16 protein-coding genes are annotated in these 24,701 nt (G+C 42.2%); 14 read left to right on the plus strand and 2 right to left on the minus strand.

Translation table 11 applies throughout. The features are described from left to right. Positions 1-14 precede the first annotated feature (14 nt). Entirely contained in the window at positions 15-725 is a 711-nt protein-coding gene (locus AAA970_RS06455) for a hypothetical protein (RefSeq protein ID WP_338236427.1), read from the minus strand. Between the two features lie 984 nt (positions 726-1,709). Here AAA970_RS06455 and AAA970_RS06460 point away from each other — a divergent pair. From AAA970_RS06460 to AAA970_RS06495, 8 genes are all read left to right on the plus strand, one after another. Beyond that, positions 1,710-2,750, plus strand: a complete 1,041-nt coding sequence (locus tag AAA970_RS06460) for an endonuclease/exonuclease/phosphatase family protein (protein ID WP_338236429.1) — start codon at positions 1,710-1,712, stop codon at positions 2,748-2,750. A 64-nt stretch (positions 2,751-2,814) separates the two neighbouring features. After that, entirely contained in the window at positions 2,815-5,535 is a 2,721-nt protein-coding gene (locus tag AAA970_RS06465; RefSeq protein WP_338236430.1) for a TonB-dependent receptor, read from the plus strand. Positions 5,536-5,565: 30 nt separating this feature from the next. After that, complete coding sequence (locus AAA970_RS06470; protein ID WP_338236431.1) at positions 5,566-7,800, plus strand: DUF5689 domain-containing protein; 2,235 nt, start codon at positions 5,566-5,568, stop codon at positions 7,798-7,800. Positions 7,801-7,860: 60 nt separating this feature from the next. Continuing rightward, a complete protein-coding gene (locus AAA970_RS06475; protein WP_338236432.1) occupies positions 7,861-10,020 on the plus strand; it encodes an endonuclease in 2,160 nt (719 codons plus the stop codon). 470 nt (positions 10,021-10,490) lie between these two features. Continuing rightward, positions 10,491-10,985 (plus strand): hypothetical protein, encoded by a 495-nt coding sequence (locus tag AAA970_RS06480; protein WP_338236433.1) that lies wholly within the window; start codon positions 10,491-10,493, stop codon positions 10,983-10,985. A 364-nt stretch (positions 10,986-11,349) separates the two neighbouring features. Then, positions 11,350-12,693 carry a DEAD/DEAH box helicase gene (locus tag AAA970_RS06485; RefSeq protein ID WP_338236434.1) on the plus strand — a complete coding sequence of 448 codons (1,344 nt, stop codon included), beginning with the start codon at positions 11,350-11,352 and terminating at the stop codon, positions 12,691-12,693. Positions 12,694-14,719: 2,026 nt separating this feature from the next. Beyond that, the gene (locus AAA970_RS06490; RefSeq protein ID WP_338236435.1) at positions 14,720-17,863 is read left to right on the plus strand and encodes a TonB-dependent receptor; all 3,144 of its coding nucleotides are present in this window, start codon (positions 14,720-14,722) and stop codon (positions 17,861-17,863) included. A 745-nt stretch (positions 17,864-18,608) separates the two neighbouring features. Continuing rightward, positions 18,609-19,070 carry a GNAT family N-acetyltransferase gene (locus AAA970_RS06495; protein WP_338236436.1) on the plus strand — a complete coding sequence of 154 codons (462 nt, stop codon included), beginning with the start codon at positions 18,609-18,611 and terminating at the stop codon, positions 19,068-19,070. A 25-nt stretch (positions 19,071-19,095) separates the two neighbouring features. On the opposite strand, the gene AAA970_RS06500 is transcribed toward AAA970_RS06495, so the two are convergent. After that, on the minus strand, positions 19,096-19,359 hold the full coding sequence (locus AAA970_RS06500; protein WP_053404644.1) for a hypothetical protein: 264 nt from the start codon (positions 19,357-19,359) through the stop codon (positions 19,096-19,098). A gap of 159 nt (positions 19,360-19,518) precedes the next feature. Between AAA970_RS06500 and AAA970_RS06505 the strand changes: the two genes are divergently transcribed. The 6 genes from AAA970_RS06505 to AAA970_RS06530 all read left to right on the plus strand — a co-directional run bounded on the left by AAA970_RS06505 (position 19,519) and on the right by AAA970_RS06530 (position 24,591). Beyond that, entirely contained in the window at positions 19,519-19,800 is a 282-nt protein-coding gene (locus AAA970_RS06505; protein WP_338236437.1) for a hypothetical protein, read from the plus strand. A gap of 966 nt (positions 19,801-20,766) precedes the next feature. Then, the gene (locus AAA970_RS06510) at positions 20,767-21,609 is read left to right on the plus strand and encodes an Rpn family recombination-promoting nuclease/putative transposase (RefSeq protein WP_338236438.1); all 843 of its coding nucleotides are present in this window, start codon (positions 20,767-20,769) and stop codon (positions 21,607-21,609) included. 224 nt (positions 21,610-21,833) lie between these two features. Further along, positions 21,834-22,256, plus strand: coding sequence for a hypothetical protein (locus AAA970_RS06515; protein WP_338236439.1), 423 nt, complete (start codon positions 21,834-21,836; stop codon positions 22,254-22,256). Positions 22,257-22,455: 199 nt separating this feature from the next. Next, the gene (locus tag AAA970_RS06520) at positions 22,456-22,779 is read left to right on the plus strand and encodes a hypothetical protein (RefSeq protein WP_338236440.1); all 324 of its coding nucleotides are present in this window, start codon (positions 22,456-22,458) and stop codon (positions 22,777-22,779) included. 331 nt (positions 22,780-23,110) lie between these two features. Further along, positions 23,111-23,725, plus strand: a complete 615-nt coding sequence (locus tag AAA970_RS06525) for a WG repeat-containing protein (protein ID WP_338236441.1) — start codon at positions 23,111-23,113, stop codon at positions 23,723-23,725. Positions 23,726-24,132: 407 nt separating this feature from the next. Continuing rightward, positions 24,133-24,591, plus strand: coding sequence for a hypothetical protein (locus AAA970_RS06530; protein ID WP_338236442.1), 459 nt, complete (start codon positions 24,133-24,135; stop codon positions 24,589-24,591). Positions 24,592-24,701: the final 110 nt, after the last annotated feature.

The raw sequence follows: 24,701 nt of genomic DNA on the forward strand, positions 1-24,701 counted from the left end.
CTTTTTATTTGGGCTTAATCTTGCGCTTGATGTTTTAACTTCCATGGTGGGAGCACATCAAAAGGAGGTTCATGTCTTAAAATTCCTTTTTCTCTTAATGTGCCCAATAAGTATAACTGGATTTGAATGTCATCCGAGTATTGATAAACCCTTTCGTGAAAGTCAAAGCCATAGGTGTCGAAAAATCGCTGATTCAATTCCTGAAAATTATCTTTATTACAGTCCTCCCGGAAGAATCTCCTGATCAAAGCAGGCTCATCTAAAGCCTGATCTACCGCTTCTTTGAAGCGAACCATCTGAATAAGCCTTATTTCTTCTTCACTAAAGCCTCCGTAAGGCTTGGCGATTTTTTCAATTTTTTTCCATCGTCCGTATGCCAACCAGCTGAATAGGGCAGCAAGCACATTGAAGATGATTAAGGCAGTATGTAGTCTTAAATCAGGATCTAAATAGAAATGGATGTTTAAGATGGTAAGTAGGGCGGTAAGCCCCAGGAAAGCCTGAAAAATTCGCAGACTAATATGCTTCAAGCCGTGTTTTAAAAACCCCGGATTGAGTATTTTAGATATAATCCACTTTTCATTAATATTCTTTCTGCTTTCCACTTCCTTTCTTAGAATCCGAGAGAAAATGGTACCATACCTAAATTGGTGGAGATAGAATACATAGGCGAGCTCCTCGTCAGTCCATTTTTTATATATTTTCTCTAGGTCGTTGATATTCATGGGAAGTACCTGCTATAAAGAGGGTGTTATAAATCCGATCATGGGTGAATATTGATGTTTACCATTTTCCTAAAAGCACCCAATTCTTATTGCAAATATCAGTCGCTTTTGGTAAAAAATGAATCATTATATGAAATTAATGTATTGTGTTGTTAATGAGTGCTTTAGGTTTGTGGTTCTAAATTGTTCTTATTTGTGGATAAATTATTGAAATCCAATAGTTTTATCAAGTTCTTTTGGCTCGAATTTGCCTGTTTTGGGAAAATTGAGGGTTTTCCCCTAGTCCAAGAGATTGGAGTATTTTGCTCTTTTGGGGTAGGCCGGAGCAGCGAAAAAAGAGGCGGTTGAAGTCAGTGATACAGGAGCATTGGGAGCAGTCAGGATTGATATGGAAAGTGGGGATGTTAATTTTTCTAATTGGGATAATACAGCGTCTAGGCCGGGAGCAATATTAGTGTGAATATCTTTTAAGATTACATAAAGATAAGCGTGAATTTTTTTAATAAAAAAAATATGAATTTTGAGTAAAGCGATCAACAACAATGCTTTTGGTTTGGTAAATTATATTTTTGTGTAAAAACTTCATAAGATACTGTTTAGTAGGGGTTTTAGTTGTTGATTTGGTAAAATTGCTGTAAATATAAATTTTAAGTTAATTCTTTCCTTTTTTCGAGACAAAAACTAATGATTTTACTTTTTATGAGGATGATTCTCTTTTACTCTACCGAAAAATTTTATTCTAAAAACACCTGAATTGCATCATGAAAAACGTTATTAATTTCGCTAAATACCTTATTTTACATCATTTATTTTGTTGTGGGGTAGTTTTGAAAGTCGGGTGGTATTACGAATAGATTAATAATTCTACATTATTATAATCTTTTTTTATAATTTAATATCTAATTTTTAACTTTGCGATTATTAAATTCAAACCAAAAATTAATCCTAGTAGGGTTAATTTATTCTTAATCTATTTTATTGAAAATGCGATTTTTTGTTCGTTTAAGCATTTTGATGCTCCTCTTTTTGGGGGCCGTGTCATTTGGTTATGCTCAGCAAGGTGAGTTTAACGTTTATAATGTAGCTTTTTATAATGTTGAGAACCTTTTCGATGTGATCAATGATCCCAACAAAAATGATGAGGACTTCCTTCCCGATGGAGATTATAAATGGACGCAGAAGCGCTATGAGTTGAAATTAAGTCAAATGGCGAATGTGATATCAAAATTGGGAGCTGCTAAGGCAGGTGGCCCTCCGGTGATTTGTGGCATCGCAGAAGTGGAAAACGAACAGTGTTTAAGGGACTTAATTGCTCGACCGCCATTAAGTGATTATCCTTATGAGGTAGTGTTGGTCGAAGGCCCGGACAAGCGTGGTGTTGATGTGGGCTTGATTTATCGCACGGATGTATTTAAGGTAGAGAATTTTTATGCACGTGAACTGTGGATTAAGAATGCCTATAAAGGATTCGCGACCAGAAATCAATTGGTGGTAGAGGGCGAAATGGCAGGGGAGCCATTGGCAGTAATGGTGAACCACTGGCCTTCTAGACGCGCAAAATCCTGGTACCGTGAAGAGGCAGGGAAATTACAAAGACAAATTATTGATGAGCTCAGAGCCGAGAAGCCGGGCATAAATGTCGTGGTGATGGGTGATTTTAATGATGATCCGGTCAATAAGAGTATGACAAAAGCCTTGGGAGCCAAGGGGAAGAAATCGGAGGTGACGGACAAAGACTACCTGTATAACCCCATGTATAAGTTGTATAAAAATGGGCAAGGCACCTTGGCTTATCGCGATAACTGGAACCTGTTTGATCAGATCATTGTAAGCAAAGAAATGCTCAATAAAGAGGGCCTGATTTACTATAAGGCTGAAATCTGCAATTTTGATGAGCTAAAAAATCCCAATGGAAGATATAAGGGGTATCCATTCCGCACCTATGCCGGCGGTAATTATGCCGGAGGTTATTCGGATCACTTTCCAGTGGTCATTTACCTGTTGAAAGAAAAAACCGGACTATAAATTTTCCCAAAACCTACTATAAATGGCAGTTGAATAGCGACTGCCGATATTCAAAACTTAAACTATGAGACACTTTTTTACTGTGTTACTATTGATAACCGCCCTTTTTCCTGCCTGGGCGCAGGTAGAGGGAGAGGTGATCAAAGGGCAGGTCATTCTTGCTGATACCCAATTGCCAGCGGTAAAGGTAAAGTTGCAAATCAATGGGGTGACCTTTACGACGGATAGAGCGGGTTACTTTTTCGTTCCTCAGGGCCAGGTGAATGATGATACCATGGTGCAAATTTCCGATGAGCACTATCATTCTGTAGTAATGCCTCTGAAGCAGGGGATGGTCATTGCGCTGAAGCCGATGCATGATGATGTCGGGACGATTGTCCTTTCCTTAAGTGAACTGGATGCAGATGATGGCGAGACGCAATCCACACCAGGACTGCTATTTTCTTCCGGTGATGCTTTCAGCTCTTTGGCCGGTTATTCCTGGGGGCCATATTGGTTTCGTCAGCGGGGTTACCAGTCCAGCTATACGCAGGTGTTTATGGATGGGGTCAATATGGCGCATCCGGAAAAAGGTTATGCTTCCTGGTCGATTTGGGGTGGACTAAATGATGTGACGCGCAATAAGGAAACGACCTATAACATCGCTCCGGTGGATTTTTCCTTCAGTAATATTGGTGGAGCGACCAATATCATTACCAAGCCTTCACAACAACGTCCGGGGTTCAAGGCAAGTTACTCGCTGAGTAATTCCAGTTATTCTAATCGTGTCATGATGACCTATTCCACCGGTTTGATGGACAATGGATGGGCATTTACGGTATCCGGTTCTCGTCGTTGGGCGCAGGAGGGTTATGTGGAAGGAACTTCTTATGACGCATGGGCAGGTTTCTTTGGTGCGGAAAAGCGATTCAACGAAAATCATTCCGTTCAGTTAACCGCATTGATCGCTCCTTATAAAAGAGGGCAACAAGGCGCTACCGTGCAGGAAATCTATGACTTGAAGGATAATAATTTATACAACCCGTATTGGGGATATCAGAAGGGAGAGAAGCGCAATAGCCGTATCAAAAGCTCTATGATTCCCCAGTTTGTATTGAATGATGTTTATAAATTCAATGAGCGTTTAAAGCTAAAAACTGCGGTCGGATACTCTTTCGGAAAAGAAGCCAGAACTGCTTTGAACTGGTATGACGCACAAGATCCACGTCCGGATTATTATCGTTATTTACCTTCATTCCAATATCAGCAAGGCAATGATATTGCTGGAAATTTGATGACGGAGCTTTGGACGAATGGGAGTTTTGGCCAATTGGATTTTGATCATTTTTATCAGATCAATTACAATAGCATTGAAACGAATCCTGATGGAGACGGAGAGATTACCGGTGCAAGATCGCATTATATCATTGAGAGACGTCAAAATGATATTCAAAACTTAGACATTAACCCTACTTTGGTATGGGATGTTAATGATCAGTGGAAATTGACCACCGGATTGCAGTACGAATATTACCTGGGGAATAATTACAATACAGTAGAAGATTTATTAGGCGGAGACTATTATGTCGATATTGATAACTTCGCTGATCGTGATTTCACCGATCCGGATATGGCCAGCAATGATTTATTGTCAGACTCCAATATCAAGCAAGAGGGTGAGCGTATCGGGCATGACTATGATGCGGTCATCAATAAGGCAAGCTGGTGGGGGCAGGCAAGCAAAAGCTTCCAAAAAGGATCGGCTTATGTAGGAGCCAATTTGACTAACACCTCCATGTATAGATATGGAAATAGAATGAAAGGACTCTTCCCCGAGAATTCTTATGGAAAGTCAGAAGTGTTGAGTTTCATGGATTATGGTGTAAAAGCTGGAGGGGAGTATTTCCTGACGGGTAGAAATGTCTTGACGGCCAATGGAACCTATTATACCCAGGCTCCTTATTTTCAGGATGCATTTGTTTCCGTCAGAACCAGAAATGAAGCCATGGAAAACTTGGTGTCTTCCAATGTCATGTCCGGAGATATTAATTATTACTACAGAGGGGAGCGCTTTAAAGGTCGGGTGTCGGCATTCTACACCAGAATCAGTGACCTGACGGATGTGATCAGCTACTATGATGATTCCTATAACAACTTCGTGAACTACGCCCTGAAGGGGATTGGTCAGGAATTTTCCGGTATTGAGCTGGGAGCTGAATACCAAATTACCGACGAGTTGCGCGTAAAAGCGGCCGGAACTTATGCCCAATACCTGTACAATGCTAATCCTTTGGCCACCACCACAGTGGACAACAGTGCAGAGAAATTAAGTGAGGGAGAGATCGTTTATTTCGATGGCTACCATGTTGGGGGTTCTCCAGAAATTGCAGGGGCTGTTTCGGTGGAATACTGGAGTAAAAATTATTGGTTCGTAGGGCTGACGGCCAATTATTTAGGGAAGCGTTATGTGACGCTAAATCCTGCCCGATATACCACGCGGGCCATCAATGGTAACGACTACACCTTCCAGCCTGGTTCTGCGGAATACTTAGCGATTGTAGATCAGGAAGAATTGGATGGGGCCTTTACAGTAGATATTTCTGCCGGGAAGAGCTGGAAGATCAAGGATTATATCTTCCGACTGAACCTGAACCTGAACAATGTCCTGAACAATGAGAACATTGTGACCACCGGATTTCAGCAGTACCGATTTGACTTTCTGGAAGGAAATCCCGAAAAATTTGATAACAAATATTATTACGCACAGGGCTTCAGAGCCTTTCTTAACCTAAGTGTAAGTTTTTAAGCATACTCAAATACTTATTTTTCTAAACTCATGAAAAACCTATCGAACCTTTACCGTGCGTTATTACCCATGGTAGTAATGGCTTTGCTTTTCTCAGCCTGTAAAAAAGACGACCCTCTTGGTCCAACCATTCCCGAAGGCCCGGAAGTCGAGGTGACGCATACCCTTAAGCAATTGAAAGAGATCTATACAAAAGCGGGAAGTCCTGCGATGTATGATATCGAAGAGGAAATTGTAGTTGGAGGACAAGTGATCTCTTCCGATGAAAACGGAAACATCTACAAAGAAATCTATATTCAGGATGAATCTACGGGTATCATTGTTCGCCTGGATAAGTCGGAATTGTATAAGTCTTATGCCATTGGCCAAATGGTCTATGTAAAGGCAGAGGGAATGCAGATGGGAAGCTATGGCGGCATGATCCAATTGGGGGGTGTTTATAATGGCGAGTTTGGTCGTTTGGATGCTGATTTGATTGCAGACCATATTATTGCGGGTAAGCAAGAAGAGGCGGTAATGCCAATGGCAATCGATTTGGATGCTTTGCCATCAGACTTGGACGACCACTTAGCCACTTGGGTGAAGGTGGAAAATGTGATGTTCAGTGAGGAAGACTACGAAAAAACATGGGTAGATGCGGATGCTTCTTCCTCTCAAAACAGAACTTTGACCAATGCGAATGGCGAAACCATTATCGTAAGAACTTCCAATTTCGCTACTTTTGGCGCAGATGCGCTGCCTCAGGGGTCTGGAAGCGTAAGCGGTATTCTTTCGTCCTTTAATGGTACCTTGCAATTGTATGTGAACGAAGCGGCAGACGCTGCCCTTGAAGGTGATCGTTTTGATGATCCTAATGCCGTAGCTCCTCCGGCAGGTACTGGTACGCTGGCGGATCCATTTAACATTGGGGCAGCTCGTGTGAATCAGGATGCCGATGAAATGAAGTGGGTGATGGGTTACATTGTAGGATCTTTTACCGGATCTTCACCTGATACTTTCCAGCCCGGTGTTGCCGGCGATAATGCATCAGCTAGTAATATGGCCATTGCGGATAATCCGAATGAAACGAATCCGGATAAAATCTTTCCGGTTCAATTGCCAAGTGGTTCTGCGGCTCGTCAGGATTTAAACTTAAAAGACAATGCAGACATGTTGAATCAGCAAGTTTGGTTGTACGGTTCTTTAGAAAAATACTTCGGATTAGCCGGAATTAAAGAAGTAGAGAAATATTCTGTTGATGGTGAAAATGAAGTCTCTGCTCCTAAGTATCAAGGTCAGTTGGATGATATCATGGGCACTGATTTAACGGCCACTTCCATTGATTTTAAAGTGTTTAATGTGGTAGAGGCGGAGTCTTACTGGTCAGCTTCTAGTGGTTCGGCTTATGTGAATGGTTATGGAAAAGGTGCGCACGAATCCTGGATGATTTCTGCGACTACTATTGATATTGCGGCTTTGACTGATCCTGTTTTGGCGGTAACGGAAGAGTTGAACTACTTCAAAGGTTTGGATAAAGTGATGGTATTGGGTTCAACAGACTATACCGGTACTGGTGATCCAAGCGTTGCCACCTGGACGGAATTGACCGTTAAAGGTGACCGTGCGGAAGGTGGTCAGTCTATGACTCAATTTGAGTTGGAAGCCAATACGTATGTGGCCTTTAAATACACCAACACTGACAATGATGATGCTTCTTCTTGGTCCGTGATTACGGTGGAGGCGAAAGAGTATGAGGAAGATAATGGTGGTGGTACAGAACCTACTCCAGACCCTGATGGGAATTTGGTACTGAATGGTGGTTTTGAGAATTGGGATTCTGATACATATCCATCTTCTTGGTCAAAAGTTCAAAATATTGAAAAGGAATCCTCTATTGTTAAATTCGGGTCGTTTTCTGCAAAACACACAGGAGGTAGAAAAGATTTGGGGCAAACAGTTGATGTTGAAGCTGGAGAAACCTATGAAATTTCTTTCTGGTATTTTGTTGATCCTGATAACAATGATGGCACTGATGTTAGGATTTGGGGTGCTTTCCAAGGGACTGATGGAACGTTGGATAACGGCCATGTAAAAGGTGATGGTACTGAGGATATGACTGCTAGTGCTCCAGGGAGCTATCTAAATTCTAATCCTGGTAATTGGATGGAGTTTAAGCAAACTTATGTAGCGCCTGCAGAAGCGAATAAATTTTATTTGGAAGTAAGAACCTACAGTAATGCAATCGCATACTGGGACGGCTTCTCCATTAAAAAAGTAGAAAACTAGTAAATGAGAGTCCCGATTATTATCGGGACTTTCTTTCTCCTTGTTAACAACATTGGTTTTATGAAAATCAACTTTTACAGCACTATTTTATGGGTGCTCTGTGCCATCTGTTTTTCCACCTCCTGCGTAGACAGCACCTTTGAGAATCCCTCAAAAGAAGTGGGCAACCCGATCCCACCGAATACGGCCACTATTTCCATTGCGGGATTGATCGCGGAATATGCGCCTTCGAGCAATAATATGATCAATGAAATCGACTCGGGTACGGTGATCGTTGGGCAGGTGATCTCCAGTGATCAGGCTGGTAATATTTATAAGGAAGTTTATCTGCAGGATGAAACCGCTGGTATTTTAATGCGATTGGATGCCAGTGCTTTGTATAATGAGTACCCAATAGGAATGGAGATTGCGGTGGATTGTAGCCAATTGGTGATGGGCGCTTATGAGACCAATCCTCAATTGGGCATTCCTTCCATCTATAATAATCAACCATCTGCGGGTCGTATTCCTGCTCCGCTGGCCAATGAATATATCACCAAAGGCGCCACTAAAGAGTTGGAGGTCACTACGGTGAGCCTTGCTCAAATTTTCGGCAATATCGATGCCTATGCAGGGAAGTGGGTGAAGATTGAAAATATGTCTGTAGCAGAAGCGGATAGGGGAAAAACTTTCGCGAATGCGGAGGAACAAATTTCTCAAAACCGAAAGTTCAATGACGGTACCGGAGTGGCGGATATCGAAATGAGAACTTCCGGATATGCGGATTTCGCCGGGCAAAAATTACCTGCTGGTACAGGTACGGTCTACGGCATCTTGTCTAAATTCCGCGGAGGACCACAGCTTTACATTAACTCACCAAGTGATTTAGTGGGATTTGATGGAGACAACGGTAGCGGTGGAGAAGGAGAGATCTACTTCCAGGAAAACTTTGATAACTGGCAGGACGGACAAGTGGCAGCAGAAGGTTGGAGCAATATCACAGCCGCCGGAACGGTGAGCTGGGTGAAGGAAAGCAGTGCGGGTCATTATGTGGCTTTCAGTCCATTCCGCTCGGGAGATGCAAGTTCTGAAGGATGGTTAGTGCTGCCCGAAGTTGAGGGGGCTAATATGTTTTTGGAATTCCGCATGGCAGTAGGTTTCATGGTGGATGGACATACGGAAGTCATGAAAGTCATGGTGTCCGAGGATTTTGCTGGAGACGTAAATACGGCCCAATGGGTAGATTTTACAGACCAGGTGACCTTCCCGGAAGATATCGGAAAGTCGGATGGGAAATTCTGGCAATGGGAAGGTTCTTCCATAGATCTTTCTCAATTTTCCGGCGGCGTGCATATTGCTTTTGTGTATTACGGCAGCGATGCCAATAGTACCAAGCTGGAGCTGGACAATATCGTTGTACGTGCCGGTGCGAGTGAGGGAGACGGTGGTAACACCCCAACTCCGGGTCCGGATAATTATTACCGAGATGCAGCGGATAAAAGTGGATATGAATTAAAAACCACCCTGTATCATATCATTAATTATCAGACGGAGCAACTTACATACGGTGAACTTTGGACCGCCTACGAATCTACTGACCTTCGCGACGGGAACATCGTCTGGGATATGTATTCTCACAATCCTTCTGGTGCGCAGCCTTATGAATATACCTTCCAAACCGACCAGTGTGGGAACACCCCCGGTCATGAAGGAGGTTGTTATAACAGAGAACACAGCTTCCCGAAGAGTTGGTTTGGCGGCACTGTTTATCCGATGTATACTGATTTGGTGTCGGTTGTTCCGGTGGATAGTCATGTGAACACCATTCGTAGTAACTATCCTTATGGTGAGGTCGCTAATCCAAATTATACTTCAGATAATGGAGGGAAAAGAGGTGCAAATACCACAAGTGGTTACAGCGGAACCGTATTCGAACCAATTGATGAATACAAAGGGGACTTCGCCCGAATTTATTTCTATATGGCGACACGCTATGAAGATGAAATCGCGAGCTGGGAAAACAACTCCACACAGTCGGATGCCGTTTTGGATGGGAGCTCAGACAAAGTGTTTGAAGACTGGCAATTGGAGTTGTTGTTGAAGTGGCACGAAAATGATCCAGTAAGTCAGAAGGAAATCGATCGAAATGAAGCGGTATACACCATTCAGAAAAACCGAAATCCTTATGTAGATCATCCGGAATATGTACAGAGTATTTGGGGTGTTAGCACTGCTCAGTAAATCATTGTTTCTGTTAATTTTTAAACCATCCTTCTTTTGAGGGGTGGTTTTTTTTAGTCCGAATTAATCATGCTACAAGCTTAAGAACATGCTTGAAAGCACTACATCCGGCTGTAAATTCGAATTATTGCAAGCGATTTTGGATAATTTCTCAATAATAGCGCTGCTATTCTCTCAAAATATTTCTGTATCGCTTCTGCAATACTTCAAATTTTCACCACGAATTTTGGCTTTTAAACACGCTCCAAGTTGACTTGCTTTTGAGAAATAATGAAAAATTAAAAAATTTGGCATGTAGATTTGCATTGGTTACAGGGGTGTATACGGTAGAAAAAATTGGGCTCTAATGCTTTTCATCATATATTTTTAATGGAGGTCAGGGAAAAGAGGATTAAAAAATTCAATTTATTACATCGCTCAGCTGCTGATTTAATGAGGCCGTAAGAAAGGTCAGAAACTTACTAAAGCCCATGAACAATCATTATGTAGTAGTGATGAGACGCGCCTCTGACGAATTCCTGAATAATATGGAGGATGCCCAAACTGAACTTTTGGAATTTGCCCATGAAAGGGAAAAACAGCGGCTGTTTCTGAAACTCCTTCGAATAGAAAGGCATGGGAGCGTTTTATTGAAACAAGTGAAGCCAGGAATTAGGGCTTTATGTCTGCTGCAGTATCATCGTTTGATGCGTCGTCTGAAAGGATACCATTTGTCAGGTTTTTGCCAAAATGAAATGCAGGATCGGGCCGATTTTTTTGATTGGAGATTGAGCCTTTTAGATTTAGATTCGGATTCGAAATTGGTGGGCGAGGAAGGTATTTCTCCTGTTCAAAAAATTAAAATTCAAATGGAGGCGCTTACCTATGGTATTGAAATTTTAATTTCCAGGGCCGTGATTGGTGATTTTGGGGAAGGTGAATTATGCTTGGATGCTAAAATTTTAGCTGCTTATCCAGCCGTATAAGCAATATTTTTAACCCGGATTATTCAGGCTTCAATCCTCTTTCAGGTGTTTCCTTGGAAAAAACTCAAAATTGGAGACTGTTCCTTCATTATTCCCACCTTGCCGCTATGCGAGGATTTAAGCATGAATTTCCTATGTGAATTAGTTCAAGTGTGAGCGAATGCAGGCTTGCCTTTCTAATACTTCATTGGGGAATACCAGCAATAGGGCAATATTTCTTTCTTATTAGACCTTGAAGCTTTTGATCGATTTAATCAGGAATTAAGCGTATTTCTCTAGATATCCCACATTTTTTAGGGAATTGGGAAATATAAAGCATAATTTTGTGTCTGCTTCATAATTCGGTGGAGCGTAAGTATAAAATATGTCTTTTAAAAATTTAGGTTTGTCCTCCGAGCTGCTTAAGGCGATAGAGGAAAAAGGTTATCAAAAACCATCCCCCATTCAGGAAAAAGCAATTCCCCCCATTTTATCCGGAAGAGATCTTTTGGCTTCCGCCCAAACCGGGACCGGTAAAACAGCGGGCTTCGCATTGCCCATTCTGAATATTTTGCAAAACAAACCTAAAAGGAAAGGCATAAAGGCATTGGTCTTGTCTCCAACCCGAGAGCTTTCTGCCCAGATTTACGATAACTTCAAAGCTTATTCCACCGGGCTTTCCTTAAAGTCAGCCGTTATTTTTGGTGGGGTAAAGCAGGGGCCCCAGGTGGATAAAATTAAATCTGGCCTGGATATTTTGATCGCTACTCCTGGCAGATTGCTGGATCTTTATTATCAGGGAGAATTAACACTCGACAAAGTGGAGGTGCTGGTGTTGGATGAGGCGGACCGGATGCTGGATATGGGCTTTTATCAGGATATTCAAAAGATTCTTCGAATATTGCCGAAAGAGCGTCAGAATCTGCTATTCTCCGCCACCTTTAATACTGAAATCCGCCGACTGGCCAATAAAATATTGAAAGATCCACTGACAGTGGAGGTTGCCCCGCAAAATACCGCCGCCGAAACAGTGCGCCAGGTGTATTACCGCGTAGATAAGCCCGATAAAGCTTCCGCATTGCTTCATTTAATTGGCTCAATGGGAGGGGAACAGGTCCTGGTATTTTGCAGAACCAAGCATGGGGCTTCTCGACTCAGTAAGAAGTTGGAAAAGAAATCCTTTACCTCAGCCGCTATTCACGGGGATAAAAGCCAACAACAGAGACTGAAAGCACTTGCTGGCTTTAAATCAGGTGCCATCCAGGTGTTGGTGGCGACAGATATTGCCGCCAGAGGACTGGATATTCCCCTTTTGCCTTATGTGGTGAATTTTGAAATGCCTAATGTGCCGGCAGATTATGTGCATCGCATTGGTAGAACCGGAAGAGCGGGTTCAGAAGGGGAGGCATTTTCATTAGTAGCAGAGGATGAGCAGGCCTATGTGCAGGCCATCGGTAAATTATTGAAAAAGGCCGTAAAACTGAAAACCCTCCAAGGATTTGAGCCCAAACAACAGGAGGCTGGGGTAGAACAACGCGAGGTCAAAACCAATAAGCCGTCACCCAAACCTAAACCGAAATCAAAACCCAAAGGTCGTGGAGGAGCTCCAAAAGCGAAAGCACATAGTCGCCCGGGAAGCAACAGTCCTTCAGGAGGAAGAAAGAAAGGGCCATCCAAAGGCGGACAAAAGAATAAGAATACGGCGGTTGGCAATAGAAGAAGCCGATAGGCCGATTTGAAATAATAAATGGATGCATGCGACTACTCATTATCGCAATGCATTATTAAGAAGGACTTTTCAATGGATGGAAAGTCTTTTTTTTCAGCTTTCATGCCATTCCCACTGGACAACACTAGTCTTAGTGTTAGAGCGGGCAGTACGAGCATCACTAAGACTTCCTACACCATTTCGGTGGACTTTGTCGTGGTCGCCGCTGGGCATCTCACACCTTGGTCGTAGGTTCCCGTCTACGACCCAAAATCCTTGGAGAATTCGCTCCATTAGCCCTGTTTTCGGGTATTGGACGGATGCATCTGTAGAAAGAGGTTGTAGCAAATGTTACAATCAGTCTAGTGGGCTGGGTTTGTTTTCCTCTCCCTGATTATAATGTTACAGCGAGCAGTACGAGCATCAATAAGACCTTCTTTCGCCAAATTCGGTGGACTTGGTAGTGGTCGCCGCTGGACATCCCACACCCTGGTGGTAGGCTCCCGTCTACGACCCAAAATCCTCGGAGCATTCGCTCCATTAGCCCTGTTTTGGGGTATTGGACGGATGCATCTGTAGAAAGAGGTCGTAGCAAATGTTACAATCAGTCTAGTGGGCTGGGTTTGTCTTCCTCTCCCTGGTTATAGTGTTACAGCGAGCAGAACGAGCATCAATAAGACCTTCTACCACCAAATTCGGTGGACTCGGTCGTAGTCGCCGCCGGAAGTCACTACTAAACCGCTAAATTCATAGTGCGAAGACTACGACCAGTGTTGGTGTTACAGCGAGCAGAACGAGCATCACTAAGACTTCCCACCCTGGTCGTAGGCTCCCGTCTACGACCCAAAATCCTTGGAGCATTCGCTCCATTAGCCCTGTTTTCGGGTATTGGACGGATGCATCTGTAGAAAGAGGTCGTAGCAAATATTACAATCAGTCTAGTGGGCTGGGTTTGTTTTCCTCTCCCTGATTATAATGTTAAAGCGAGTAGAACGAGCATCACTATGGCTTTTTACCTCCATTTCGGTGAACTTGGTAGTGGTCGCCGCTGGGAATCTCTACTTAACCACACCCTGGTCGTAGGCTCCCGTCTACGACCCAAAATCCTCGGAGCATTCGCTCCATTAGCCCTGTTTTCGGGTATTGGACGGTTACATCTGTAGAAAGAGGTCGTAGCAAATGTTACAATCAGTCTATTGGGCTGGGTTTGTTTTCCTCTCCCTGATTATAATGTTAAAGCGAGCAGAACGAGCATCACTAAGACCTTCTACCGCCAAATTTGGTGGACTTGGTCGTAGTCGCCGCCGGAAGTCACTACTAAACCTCTAAATTCAAGGTGCGAAGACTACGACCAGTGGTGGTGCGAAAACGACGGCCAGTGATGGTGGGTGATCGCGATGGTCAGGTAATTGCATTAAAATTAGCTAAAAAATGGAGGGTTCGATGGCGAAAACGGGGTAGCCATACATTAAATGTGAAAAGACTTTTCAATTGAGGGAGGACTCTATCTTTTATGTCTTAAAATGTGGTAGTTACGATTCCAGCGAATGATGGTCTTCAAAGAATGACTTCCTTCTTCATTCGGGTTGCGTAAGGATGGGCATTTTTTTCATTTTTTTTTAATGAGGTAAAAAATTGGAAAATTGAAGGGCGATTGGGTTTTGAAAATAGGGGTATAAATGAAAGGGTGTTGACAAAATATTTGTTCAGTTTCCAAATTGTGGTTCTTTTTTGATCCTAATCCAAGTGGATTTGTTGGAATTTTATTTGGAATACATCCTTTAGCGGTAAATTTAATGGCAGAAGAATTTTTAAAGACAGTTGAAAAGGGGGAGCTTGGTTTCGTTTAGAAAGAGGGGGAGCCAAGATTTAGTTTTTATGGAATGTCACTGAATTAGACTTCAGTAATAATTGTATTATTCTCATATCATTGATTGGAATTGAGGTGCTTTGTTGCACTTTGGTAGGTAATTGGATTTTTATTAAAATGTTTGATTCCCTACTTTTGCGGCGTTCAAAAGAATACTAACCACTTTGATTACCGAATATGCATAAGAACCTTTACGCATTGGTAGCGTTGATGCTGACGTTTGTCCTAAGCACAAATCAGCTTTACGCTCAAAACACTACAGCTTCCCTGAGTGGAATTATTACGGACAATACCGGAGATGCCCTGCCAGGGGCTACGGTCATCGCCGTCCACACCCCATCGGGTACCAATTACGGTAGTACCACCATGTTAGATGGTAAATTCACCATTCGCGGTATGCGTGTAGGTGGACCTTATCAGGTAACGGTGTCCTTCGTAGGTTATCACGATCAGGCGGTAGAGAACATTTACCTGCAATTAGGTGAAACGCAAAAAATTTCCGTTAAGCTTCAGGAGTCGACCATTAATTTGGAAGGGGTAGAGATTACCGCTAACCTGAACAGCGATATCAACGGAGAGCGTACAGGTGCTGCCACTTCAATCTCTTCAGAGCAATTGAAAGGTTTGCCAACCATCAGCCGCTCTGCTTCTGACTTTACGCGTTTGACGCCTCAGTCAAATGGTAACTCCTTCGGCGGTAGAAACAACCTGTATAACAACTTCTCATTGGATGGATCTGTATTCAACAACTCCTTTGGTCTGGATGTAGCCACTCCTGGTGGACAGGCGGGTGCGCAACCGGTATCTTTGGATGCGATTGAGCAAGTACAAGTTTCTTTGGCTCCGTTTGACGTACGCGAAGGTGGATTTACCGGAGCAGGGGTAAATGCGGTAACCAAGTCCGGTACGAATGAATTTCACGGTACCGTTTATGGCTTTGGAAGAAATCAAAACATGATCGGATCAAAAGTATCAGGTGCGGAGATTCCAAATCTGGATTATCAGAACTATCAGACGGGATTCTCCCTTGGAGGTCCGATTGTAAAGAATAAATTGTTCTTCTTTGTGAATGCAGAGATGGAGCGTGCAACAGAGTTGGCGCATGGTTACCGTGCGGCAAGAGCCGGTGAAACAGCCGGTGGAAATATCGCAAGCGTTGATTTCGATGATGCCATGGCGGTAAAAGATCACTTTATGAGTGAGTGGGGTTATGATGCAGGTGAATTCGAAGGGTACAACCATGAGAAATCCAACAACAAAATCTTGGTGAAATTGGACTGGAACATCAATGATCAGAACAACTTCTCCATTCGTTACAACCGTCTGCGTGCATGGAAAGATATTTTGCCTCACCCGGAAGCGATTGGTGGTCGTGGTCCTCAACCCTATCGTTTGCCATTCTCGAACTCTTCCTACGTCATCAACAACAATATTGATTCCTGGGTAGCGGAATTGAACTCCCGTTTTGGCAGCCACGCTTCCAATAAAATGCAGATTGGTTACTCACGTTTCCGCGATTACAGAGAGCCGTGGTCAGCACCTTTCCCGGTGATTGATATTTTGAACGATGCAGGACAGGTGGCTTTAACTGCTGGTTCTGAGATGTTCTCCACGAATAATATGTTGGATCAGGATATCTTTCAGTTCCGTAATGATTTTACCTACTACCTGGATAAGCATACCCTAACGGTAGGGACAAACACAGAAGTTTTCTACTTCAATAACTCCTTCAACTTGTTCTACTATCCTTGGTACACTTTCGGTTCTGTAGAGGAATTTTTGAATACGACAAAGGCAGATATGGACTTCAATCAGGATGTGGCGAATTCGCAACAGAATGATTATGCCATGGCAGAAGTAGATGTCGCACAGACCGCCTTCTATATTCAGGACGAATGGCAAGCCGCTGATAACTTCAAGTTGACTGCCGGTTTGCGCGTGGATATTCCAATCTATTTGTCTTCAATTGACTATGATCCTGCAACTGCAGAGTTTGATGGTTTCGTAGATACAGATGGTAACCCGGTAACAGTAGATCCTTCCAAGTTCCCAAAATCTTCTCCAATGTGGTCACCAAGAGTAGGTTTTAACTGGGATGTTAAGAATGATCAAAAGCATCAGTTGCGAGGTGGTACAGGTGTATTTACTGGTCGTATCCCATTCGTATGGTTGGGTAACCAGGCGTCTAACCCCTCTATTCAGCCAGGTTATACTTTCCAGGTGAATGCTACGGCTGAGGATTTCAAATTCCCACAAGTATGGAAAACGAACATCGCTTATGACATGAACTTTGGTCAGGGATGGTTTGCTTCCGTAGAGGGTATTTACTCTAAAGACATCAATGCAGTGGTGCACCGTAACTACAACATGCGTAAGCCTACCGGTACTTTGAACGGAACAGGTGCTCCAATTTTCCAGGGCGACGAAGCGAATATTTATTCTCCGGCAGTTGGATATGAGACTTTCCTAGATGCAGGTGCGATTGTTTTGGAAAATGTAGATAAAGGTCACCAGTACTCTTTAACCGGTACCGTGAAAAAAGCATTCCTTTCTGGTTTGAACGTGATGGCGGCTTACACTTATATGGAGTCTAAGGATTACACTTCGATTCCTGCAGAGATCGCAGCAGATGCTTTCCAGCGAAACCCAATCGTGGGAGATCCTAACCAGTCACAGTTTGCGCACTCTCGTTATGGTTTGCAGCACCGCATCATCACTTCTGTAAACTACAGAAAAGAGTACGGTGGTGGTAAGTGGGCGACAAACATCGCCTTGTTCGGTGAGATTGCGAAAGGTAACCGTTACTCTTACACTTATGCAGGTGATGCCAACCTGGACAACATCAACTTCAACGACTTGATTTATGTGCCTGCTTCTGCAGATGAAATCAACCTGGTAGAGAAAAATGGCATTTCTGCTGCGGAGCAGTGGGAGGCTTTGGATGCTTTCATCGCACAGGATGATTACCTGAGCAGCCGTCGTGGGCAGTATGCGGAGCGTCATGGCGCGATCTTACCATGGTATGCACAGTTTGACTTGAAAATCTTGCAGGATTTCAACTTCGAGATCTCCGGTAGAAAAAACACTTTGCAGTTGTCTTTGGATATCCTGAATGTTGGAAACATGTTGAACTCCAACTGGGGTGTGCGTCAGTTGCCTACCAACATCAACCCAATATCGGTAGAAGGTGTTGAAGCCAATGGTGACGGTACTTTTGATGCGAGCTACTCTTTCAATCCTGGCTTGGAGCAGTCCTTCAACGACGATGTATCGCTATTGTCAAAATGGCAAGCGCAGGTAGGTCTTCGCTGGATCTTCTAAGCTGGAGAACAACAAAAAACTATATAATCAATCACATGAACCACACTCCACCGGGGTGTGGTTTTTTTTGCTAATGCCTGACTAGCGAAATGCACATTTTACCCGAATTATACATGCTCATCGGGATCATTTAAGTTTAAATGCTCATTTGGCCGCCAGTCGGGAAAATGAAGGAATTTGTCCTGATTCAATTTTAATTTTTCGTTTTATCAGGAAAGCGGAAACGATTTAATGTTAAATGAAGACATGAAATAGCCGATTTAGGATGCTTAAAGCTTCTTCGGCGATTCACGGCTTTTTCATAAACTACAAAGGGGCAAATTATAGGAATCATCAGGTTTCCAATGAGCGTCTATTTGATTTGTACGCTTGTTTATGAGTTAACTTACTATCTTTTACAGTATTGACTTTATAGTATAGCATCTTCCACATCAACAGTCCGGCCTTGATTAATGGGCGGATAGACAAAGGTTCTGCTGACGAAAAGAAGGCATCACAGTGATATTTTAGCAATATTTCACTAGTCTCCTGCCCGCTCCAAATGTCGTCTTGATGGATTCCGTCAGCAGGTTCGTTGTCCAGCCGACATTGATCACAGGCTTGATTTTTTTGTTTCGTTTTTTATCAAGAAAAAATGAAAAAGAAACGATTGATATTTAAATATTAGGTGTTGAATGGCTGATCTGGCTTTTAATGAAAAAGCCCTGTTCGCAGATTTTTACAGGGAATTCTTTAGTTTTGACGGATGGAATTTATCGACAAGAAAGCACTTAACAGCTCGGAAAAGAAAGCCCTTTTCAGGCTATGGAATAGGGAATATCCCTCCAATCTGGCCTATGAAAAGGAGTCAGGGCTGGAACAATATCTGGACAGCTTGGGGCAGGCGCATCACTGTTTGGTTTATGACCAAAAGGAAATAAAAGGGTGGTGGGTAGATTTTGACCGCGAAGGGGAGCGTTGGTTTGCCATGATTCTGGATGAATCCATTCAGGGAAAAGGGCTGGGGTCGGTACTTATTCAGAAAGCTAAGGACACTAATGATTACCTATTGGGCTGGGTAATTGATCACGCCAATTACCGAAAAAGGGATGGGTCGAGATATCGCTCTCCTAAGGATTTTTATCTGAAAAACGGATTTTCCGTGTTGGAAGAGGAACGCTTGGAGCTGGATTTTCTGTCCGCGGTAAAAATCAAATGGCATAAATAAGGGATAGCATGCTATCCCTTTTATTTTACATTTCGATTTGACTCGCTTTAATTTTAGTTTGATCCCATTTAGGATGCTGGCAAATCATATCTTCCAAAATACCCTGAGGCCATTGGTCCAAAGCATCCTTCCCGAATTCTACCAATAAGATTGGATCGTCAGAATTGGGGTTGGAAATTTTTAAAACCGTCACAACTTGCCCGCTAAGGTCTAAATCGCGGTCTAAAGGATTTTTCACCCCTTTTTTGATGGTTACACGCTGACCTTTTTCAAATTTATGGCTTGCCATTTTTTAAGTGTTTAATTTGCCGCAATTTGAATCTTTGCTTTGAATATCGCAAGTATTAACGAGCCCTTCCTGTCGTCATTTTGATTAAATTCGATTTATTTTTCAATAGAGGTGGTGCTAAAGCTTTGGGTTGCCTACCTTTGCAAAAAAAACAAAAGCATGAAGTGGGAAGAAGATACCTATATATTCCAAATGTTTCAGGGGGAAATGAACCTGATGGTGAATGGCATGGAATTGAAAACGGAATCTCCATTGGTTTATGAGGTAAATGCGAGCAAGGGGAAGGAAGCGGCGGTATACGAGGCCCGTTTTACCGAAAAAGATATAGCGGTGTATCAAGCAGATGCTTTGGTACAATCCCTAGCCTTATCCGTTATCGATGAATGGGTGGATGAAGAGGCAGAAGCGCTGGGCTTTATGTTTGATGATGATGAAGAATAGACAGGGGAGGCTGTTGCGATAGCTCTAACCCACATCTTTGCGCAATATGCGCAGGGTAATGATACGGAAATGAAGTATGCCGTTAGTGGTGAACACTTATAGCATGCTTCATTTCCGTATTTTTTTGGTATGTGATTCGTAGAAGGCGGTCGTAGCAAATGCTACAACCAGAGCGGTACTGGGGCTCGTCGTTGGCTCGCGTCACCACTCCTATCCCTGGTTGTAGTCTTCGCACGCGGCATTCAGCAGTTTAGAATGGAAGCCCCGCGGCGACTACGACCAAGTCTGTGGGATTGTGAAATGAAATGATTGGTCTTAGTGATGTTCGCACTGCTCACTGTAACACTAAGACCAGGGAAGTTCGTAGAAGGCGGTCGTAGCAAATGCTACAACCAGAGCGGTACTGGGGTTCGTCGTTGGCTCGCGTCACCATTCCTATCCATGGTTGTAGTCTTCGCACACGGCATTCAGCAGTTTAGAATGGAAGCCCCGCGGCGACTACGACCAAGTCTGTGGGATTGTGAAATGAAATGGTTGGTCTTAGTGATGTTCGCACTGCTCACTGTAATACTAAGACCAGGGAAGTTCGTAGAAGGCGGTCGTAGCAAATGCTACAACCAGAGCGGTACTGGGGCTCGTCGTTGGCTCGCGTCACCACTCCTATCCCTGGTTGTAGTCTTCGCACACGACATTCAGCAGTTTAGAATAAAAGTCCCGCGGCGACTACGACCAAATCCGTGGGATTGTGAATTGTAGTGGTTGGTCTTAGTGATGTTCGCACTGCTCACTGTTACACTAAGGCTAGGGAAGTGCCTGCTTTATTCGGAGCGGGGACGTGGTTAACGGCACAGGAATGTTGTGTGTACTGGGTATTCCTCAAGCATTTTTTGAAAATCAGATCTATAAAGTTTACCTTATTAAGCGGAAACAGGCTAAAAATATAAAGGTATGGCAAACAGAACCTTAATGCGATTTGATTGGGCGATGAAACGCCTTTTAAGAAATAAAGCAGAATACACCGTTTTAGAGGGGTTTTTATCTGAATTAATGAAAGAAGATATTCAGATTGAAAGTATTTTAGAAAGTGAAAGTCATCAGCAGATTGAAATAGATAAATATAATCGAGTAGATATTTTAGTCAAGAATTCCAAAGGAGAACTGGTGATCATTGAAGTTCAAAATCAGTTGGAATATGATTATTTCCAGCGTATGATTTATGGGACGTCCAAAGCTGTAACCGAGTACATTTCGTTAGGGGATTCTTATAAAGAGGTCAAAAAGGTGTATTCAGTGAATATTGTTTACTTTGATTTAGGGCAAGGTGAGGATTATGTCTATCATGGTAAGACCCATTTTGAGGGTATTCATAAGAAGGATAGTTTAGAGTTGTCTGCCAAACAAAAAATATTGCTGGGCGGAAATATGACACCTTCAGATTTATTTCCTGAATATTATGTAATCAAAGTAAATCAGTTTGATGATGTAGCTCATAATAGCTTGGATGAATGGATTTATTATTTTAAAAATAATGAAATCAAAGAAGAGTTTCGGGCAAAAGGCTTACTCAAAGCCAAAGAACTGTTGCGAGTAGATTTGATGTCAGAGGATGAGCAAATGAGATACAAGCTTCATTTAAAGAATTTGCGGGATGAAGCAAGTCGTCACTTTACTCCCAAAGCAGAAGCAGAATTTAAGGCAAAAGAAGAAAGAAGCATAGAGATTGCTAAAGCGTTCAAAAAAGACGGAATCCCTGTAGAAATTATCGCTAAAAATACCGGCCTTTCAATATTGGAGATTGAGAAATTATAAAAACACTCATTAAGATTGTAGTTCACATGAATGACGAGATGCAACCTTGTTTTCTGGCCAAAACTCTCGCGTTGACCAAAATTACCCTTCTCCGGACAAATCATTCACATTTGGTAGGTTAGGATTATTGGTCGCTTGTTTTGTATGTTGCCTATTGTATTGATTTGTCTAATTGATGACCACCGATCACTTAAGGTCATTGTATGATTATAAACTCAAATTCGATGGAAATAGAACCTAGTCTTAAAGATTTTTTAAGTTCTGGCAAACAGTTGGAATATGATATCTCCAAAGCAGAGCCTGGATACGTGAGACTACATAAGCTTGATGAACTTAAGGTGGATAAAATCTGGATTGAAGGAGAAGGAGATCAGAGGTGTTATTATGAGGTTCCTACCATCGGTATAACTGGAGAAAATGAATATTACGACCCTGAATTTATACTTTTATGGCTTCCTAATGAGCGAAAATATGCGGCATGGGATAGTGATCGTTGGGATTTATTTATATTTGAAGAGGCAACATGGAATGATATAAGTAAAAACCCTCTGCCATACATAAATTATCAATGGGCATTGACTGATGTGAAAGCATCTAAATTTGATCCTAGTAATAAGTACGATTTGATAATTGGTTGGCCATTTTAAAAATAAATTCCCTTTGTAGTAGCTTTCCCACACTGCATTCAGCGGTTTAGAGTGGAAGTCACACGGCGACTACGATCAAGTCCGAGGGATTATTCAATTTAGTGGTCGGTCTTAGTGGTGTTCGCACTGCTCTCTGTAACACTATGACCAGGGGAAGAGTCCTAAAATAGGGGTTGACATTTCGAGGAATAAGGTGAAAATGAAAGATTATTACGAAAAGGAAATTTTATCAGGTAGTTGGCTTTATGATAATTTAGTAAAACAGACTGTACAGATTTTTGCTCTAAATTATGATTACTATTATGAAATTGCAAAAGCTGACAATCAGATAGAACCAAATGAAAAACCTGAACTTAATGAAAATGGAGAGTCTTTTATGATTAAGTGGGGTAACGGTGAATTTTCGGTAAAAGATTTATGTGCTAAGGAATATGGTGGTTTGGACTTGGATTCTGCAATTGAGAAAGCGGAAAGAAAAGTTCAGGGAAAAATTGATTGGAATATAAACAAAAACGGATGCTAGTCGAGTAAGCCCAGGGAATTCCCCGTCTCTGCTCGTAGTCTTCGCGCTCGGTATTTAGTGGTTGAGTTGGGTAATTCCGCGGTGATTACGACCGAGTCCGAGGGGTTGTGAAACTTAGTGGTTGGTCTTATGGTGCTCGTAAGCTCGCTATAACACTAAGGCCGGGGGCGAGTTCGGCACTGAGGTTATTGAGCGTATTTTTTTGTATTTTAGGGCTTGGTTTTAGTTTCCGCATAAGGGGGCTAGTGGTAATTACGAATTGTTTATTTAATCCTTGGAGGCTATCGGTGGCTAAGTGATTGATACAGACGTTATGGTGTATTTGAAAAGAATGAAAATCAGTCAGGTAATTCTGTTAGTCTTGAGTCTGGCAGGTATTTTTTCTTGCGGATTGAAATCCCAAAACCAGATTACGACTCACGCCTACTTTGACAAAACCGAATCAAACCCTGTAACAAATAGACTTTTGATTGCGGTTACCGATGAGGAATTTCTACAATATGGCGCACGAGTGGCCTACATAAGTATAAAAGGCGATACCATTATTCCATTTGACAAGTATGCCTATTTGGGGACAGATACATTGCGGCACTATGCCAATGTTATAAAACTTCGAAAGGACAACTCCTATGGAAGGTGGGTTGCGATTGACGGCCATCAAAATACACTTTACGACATTGTGCCCTTCGACAACGGTCCAGATTATTTTCATGAAGGATTAGTTCGGGCGAAAAGAAATGGGAAAGTGGGATATGCCAACGAATTCGGTCAAATTGTTATCCCCTGTGAATATGACTTTGCCTGGTGGTTTGACCAGGGAAAAGCGGAAGTAACTTTTAATGCCAAAGTAATCAGAGACAAATATGATGAGCATACCATCATTGAATCTGACGAATGGTTTTATATTGATAAAAGTGGAAATAAAGTAAAGAACGCCATTCATTAAATTAAAAGGATGGAGAGGGGACTGTAAGTCTTCCCGAATATTCTCGGTTAAATTATATTTTTAGCTCTATAGGTCATGGGCGATTGCCAACGACTCAAATTCAATGGAGCCTTTGCCCCATAAATCATGCCTTCTTTTTAAGGGTGGATTTCTTCTAGAATGGGGTCGTAGCAAATGCTACAACCAGTGGAATACTAAGTATAAAGGATATCCAGGGCCAATGATTCCCATTTTGTAAGGGATAGGCTTATTGTTAGAATTGCTACATTAGGATTATTGCGTGTTTGTTTTGAAATTTAGGGGTTATGTTTAGGCGCCGTATTGCGATGGTTATGCATAATGATGAATTATTTTTAGTTACTTGTAAGCAATAATTGCAGGTCATCTCCCTTAATATAGAGTAGATTATGATGAAAAAAATATTACTAATATTTTCCATCTCATTAGCCATAATTGGTTGTGATGCTTTAACTGGAAAAGAAGTTGCTCGACTACCAATCAACGAAACGAGTAATATCAACCTCAATATGAAAGAGGCTACGCTTTTCTTAAAAAAAGATGAGAAAGTTTCATTTTGGACAGAAACAGATATTGAGTATGAAAACGATGTAGCTCTCGTTTATACCATCGAATTATGGAAAGACTCTATCAAATTAGGTGGTGTTCAGTTAGATGCTTTAGAGACAAACCCTACCATTTTGGAAATTAAATCGTCAAAGGGTAATAAAACTTCATGGAGCTATACCGGGAAAATGGATCAGTATGTGGTTGAAGAAGATGGAGAGTACACCTATAAAGCCGTGTTAAGCTCTTCGGACAATCCCACTTTAAAGATTAATAAGGCTGAACTAGTTTTGAAAAAGTAAATTTTGCCAACAAACGAAAATGAACCTAGGGATGGTCAGCAAATTTTAAAGCCCATCAGCTTTCGGTAAGTCCGCTAAGTTGTCTAATAATTTAAAAAGCAGGTTTGGCT

It is taken from the genome of Persicobacter diffluens, assembly GCF_036244895.1.
Lineage (GTDB): Bacteria > Bacteroidota > Bacteroidia > Cytophagales > Cyclobacteriaceae > Persicobacter > Persicobacter diffluens.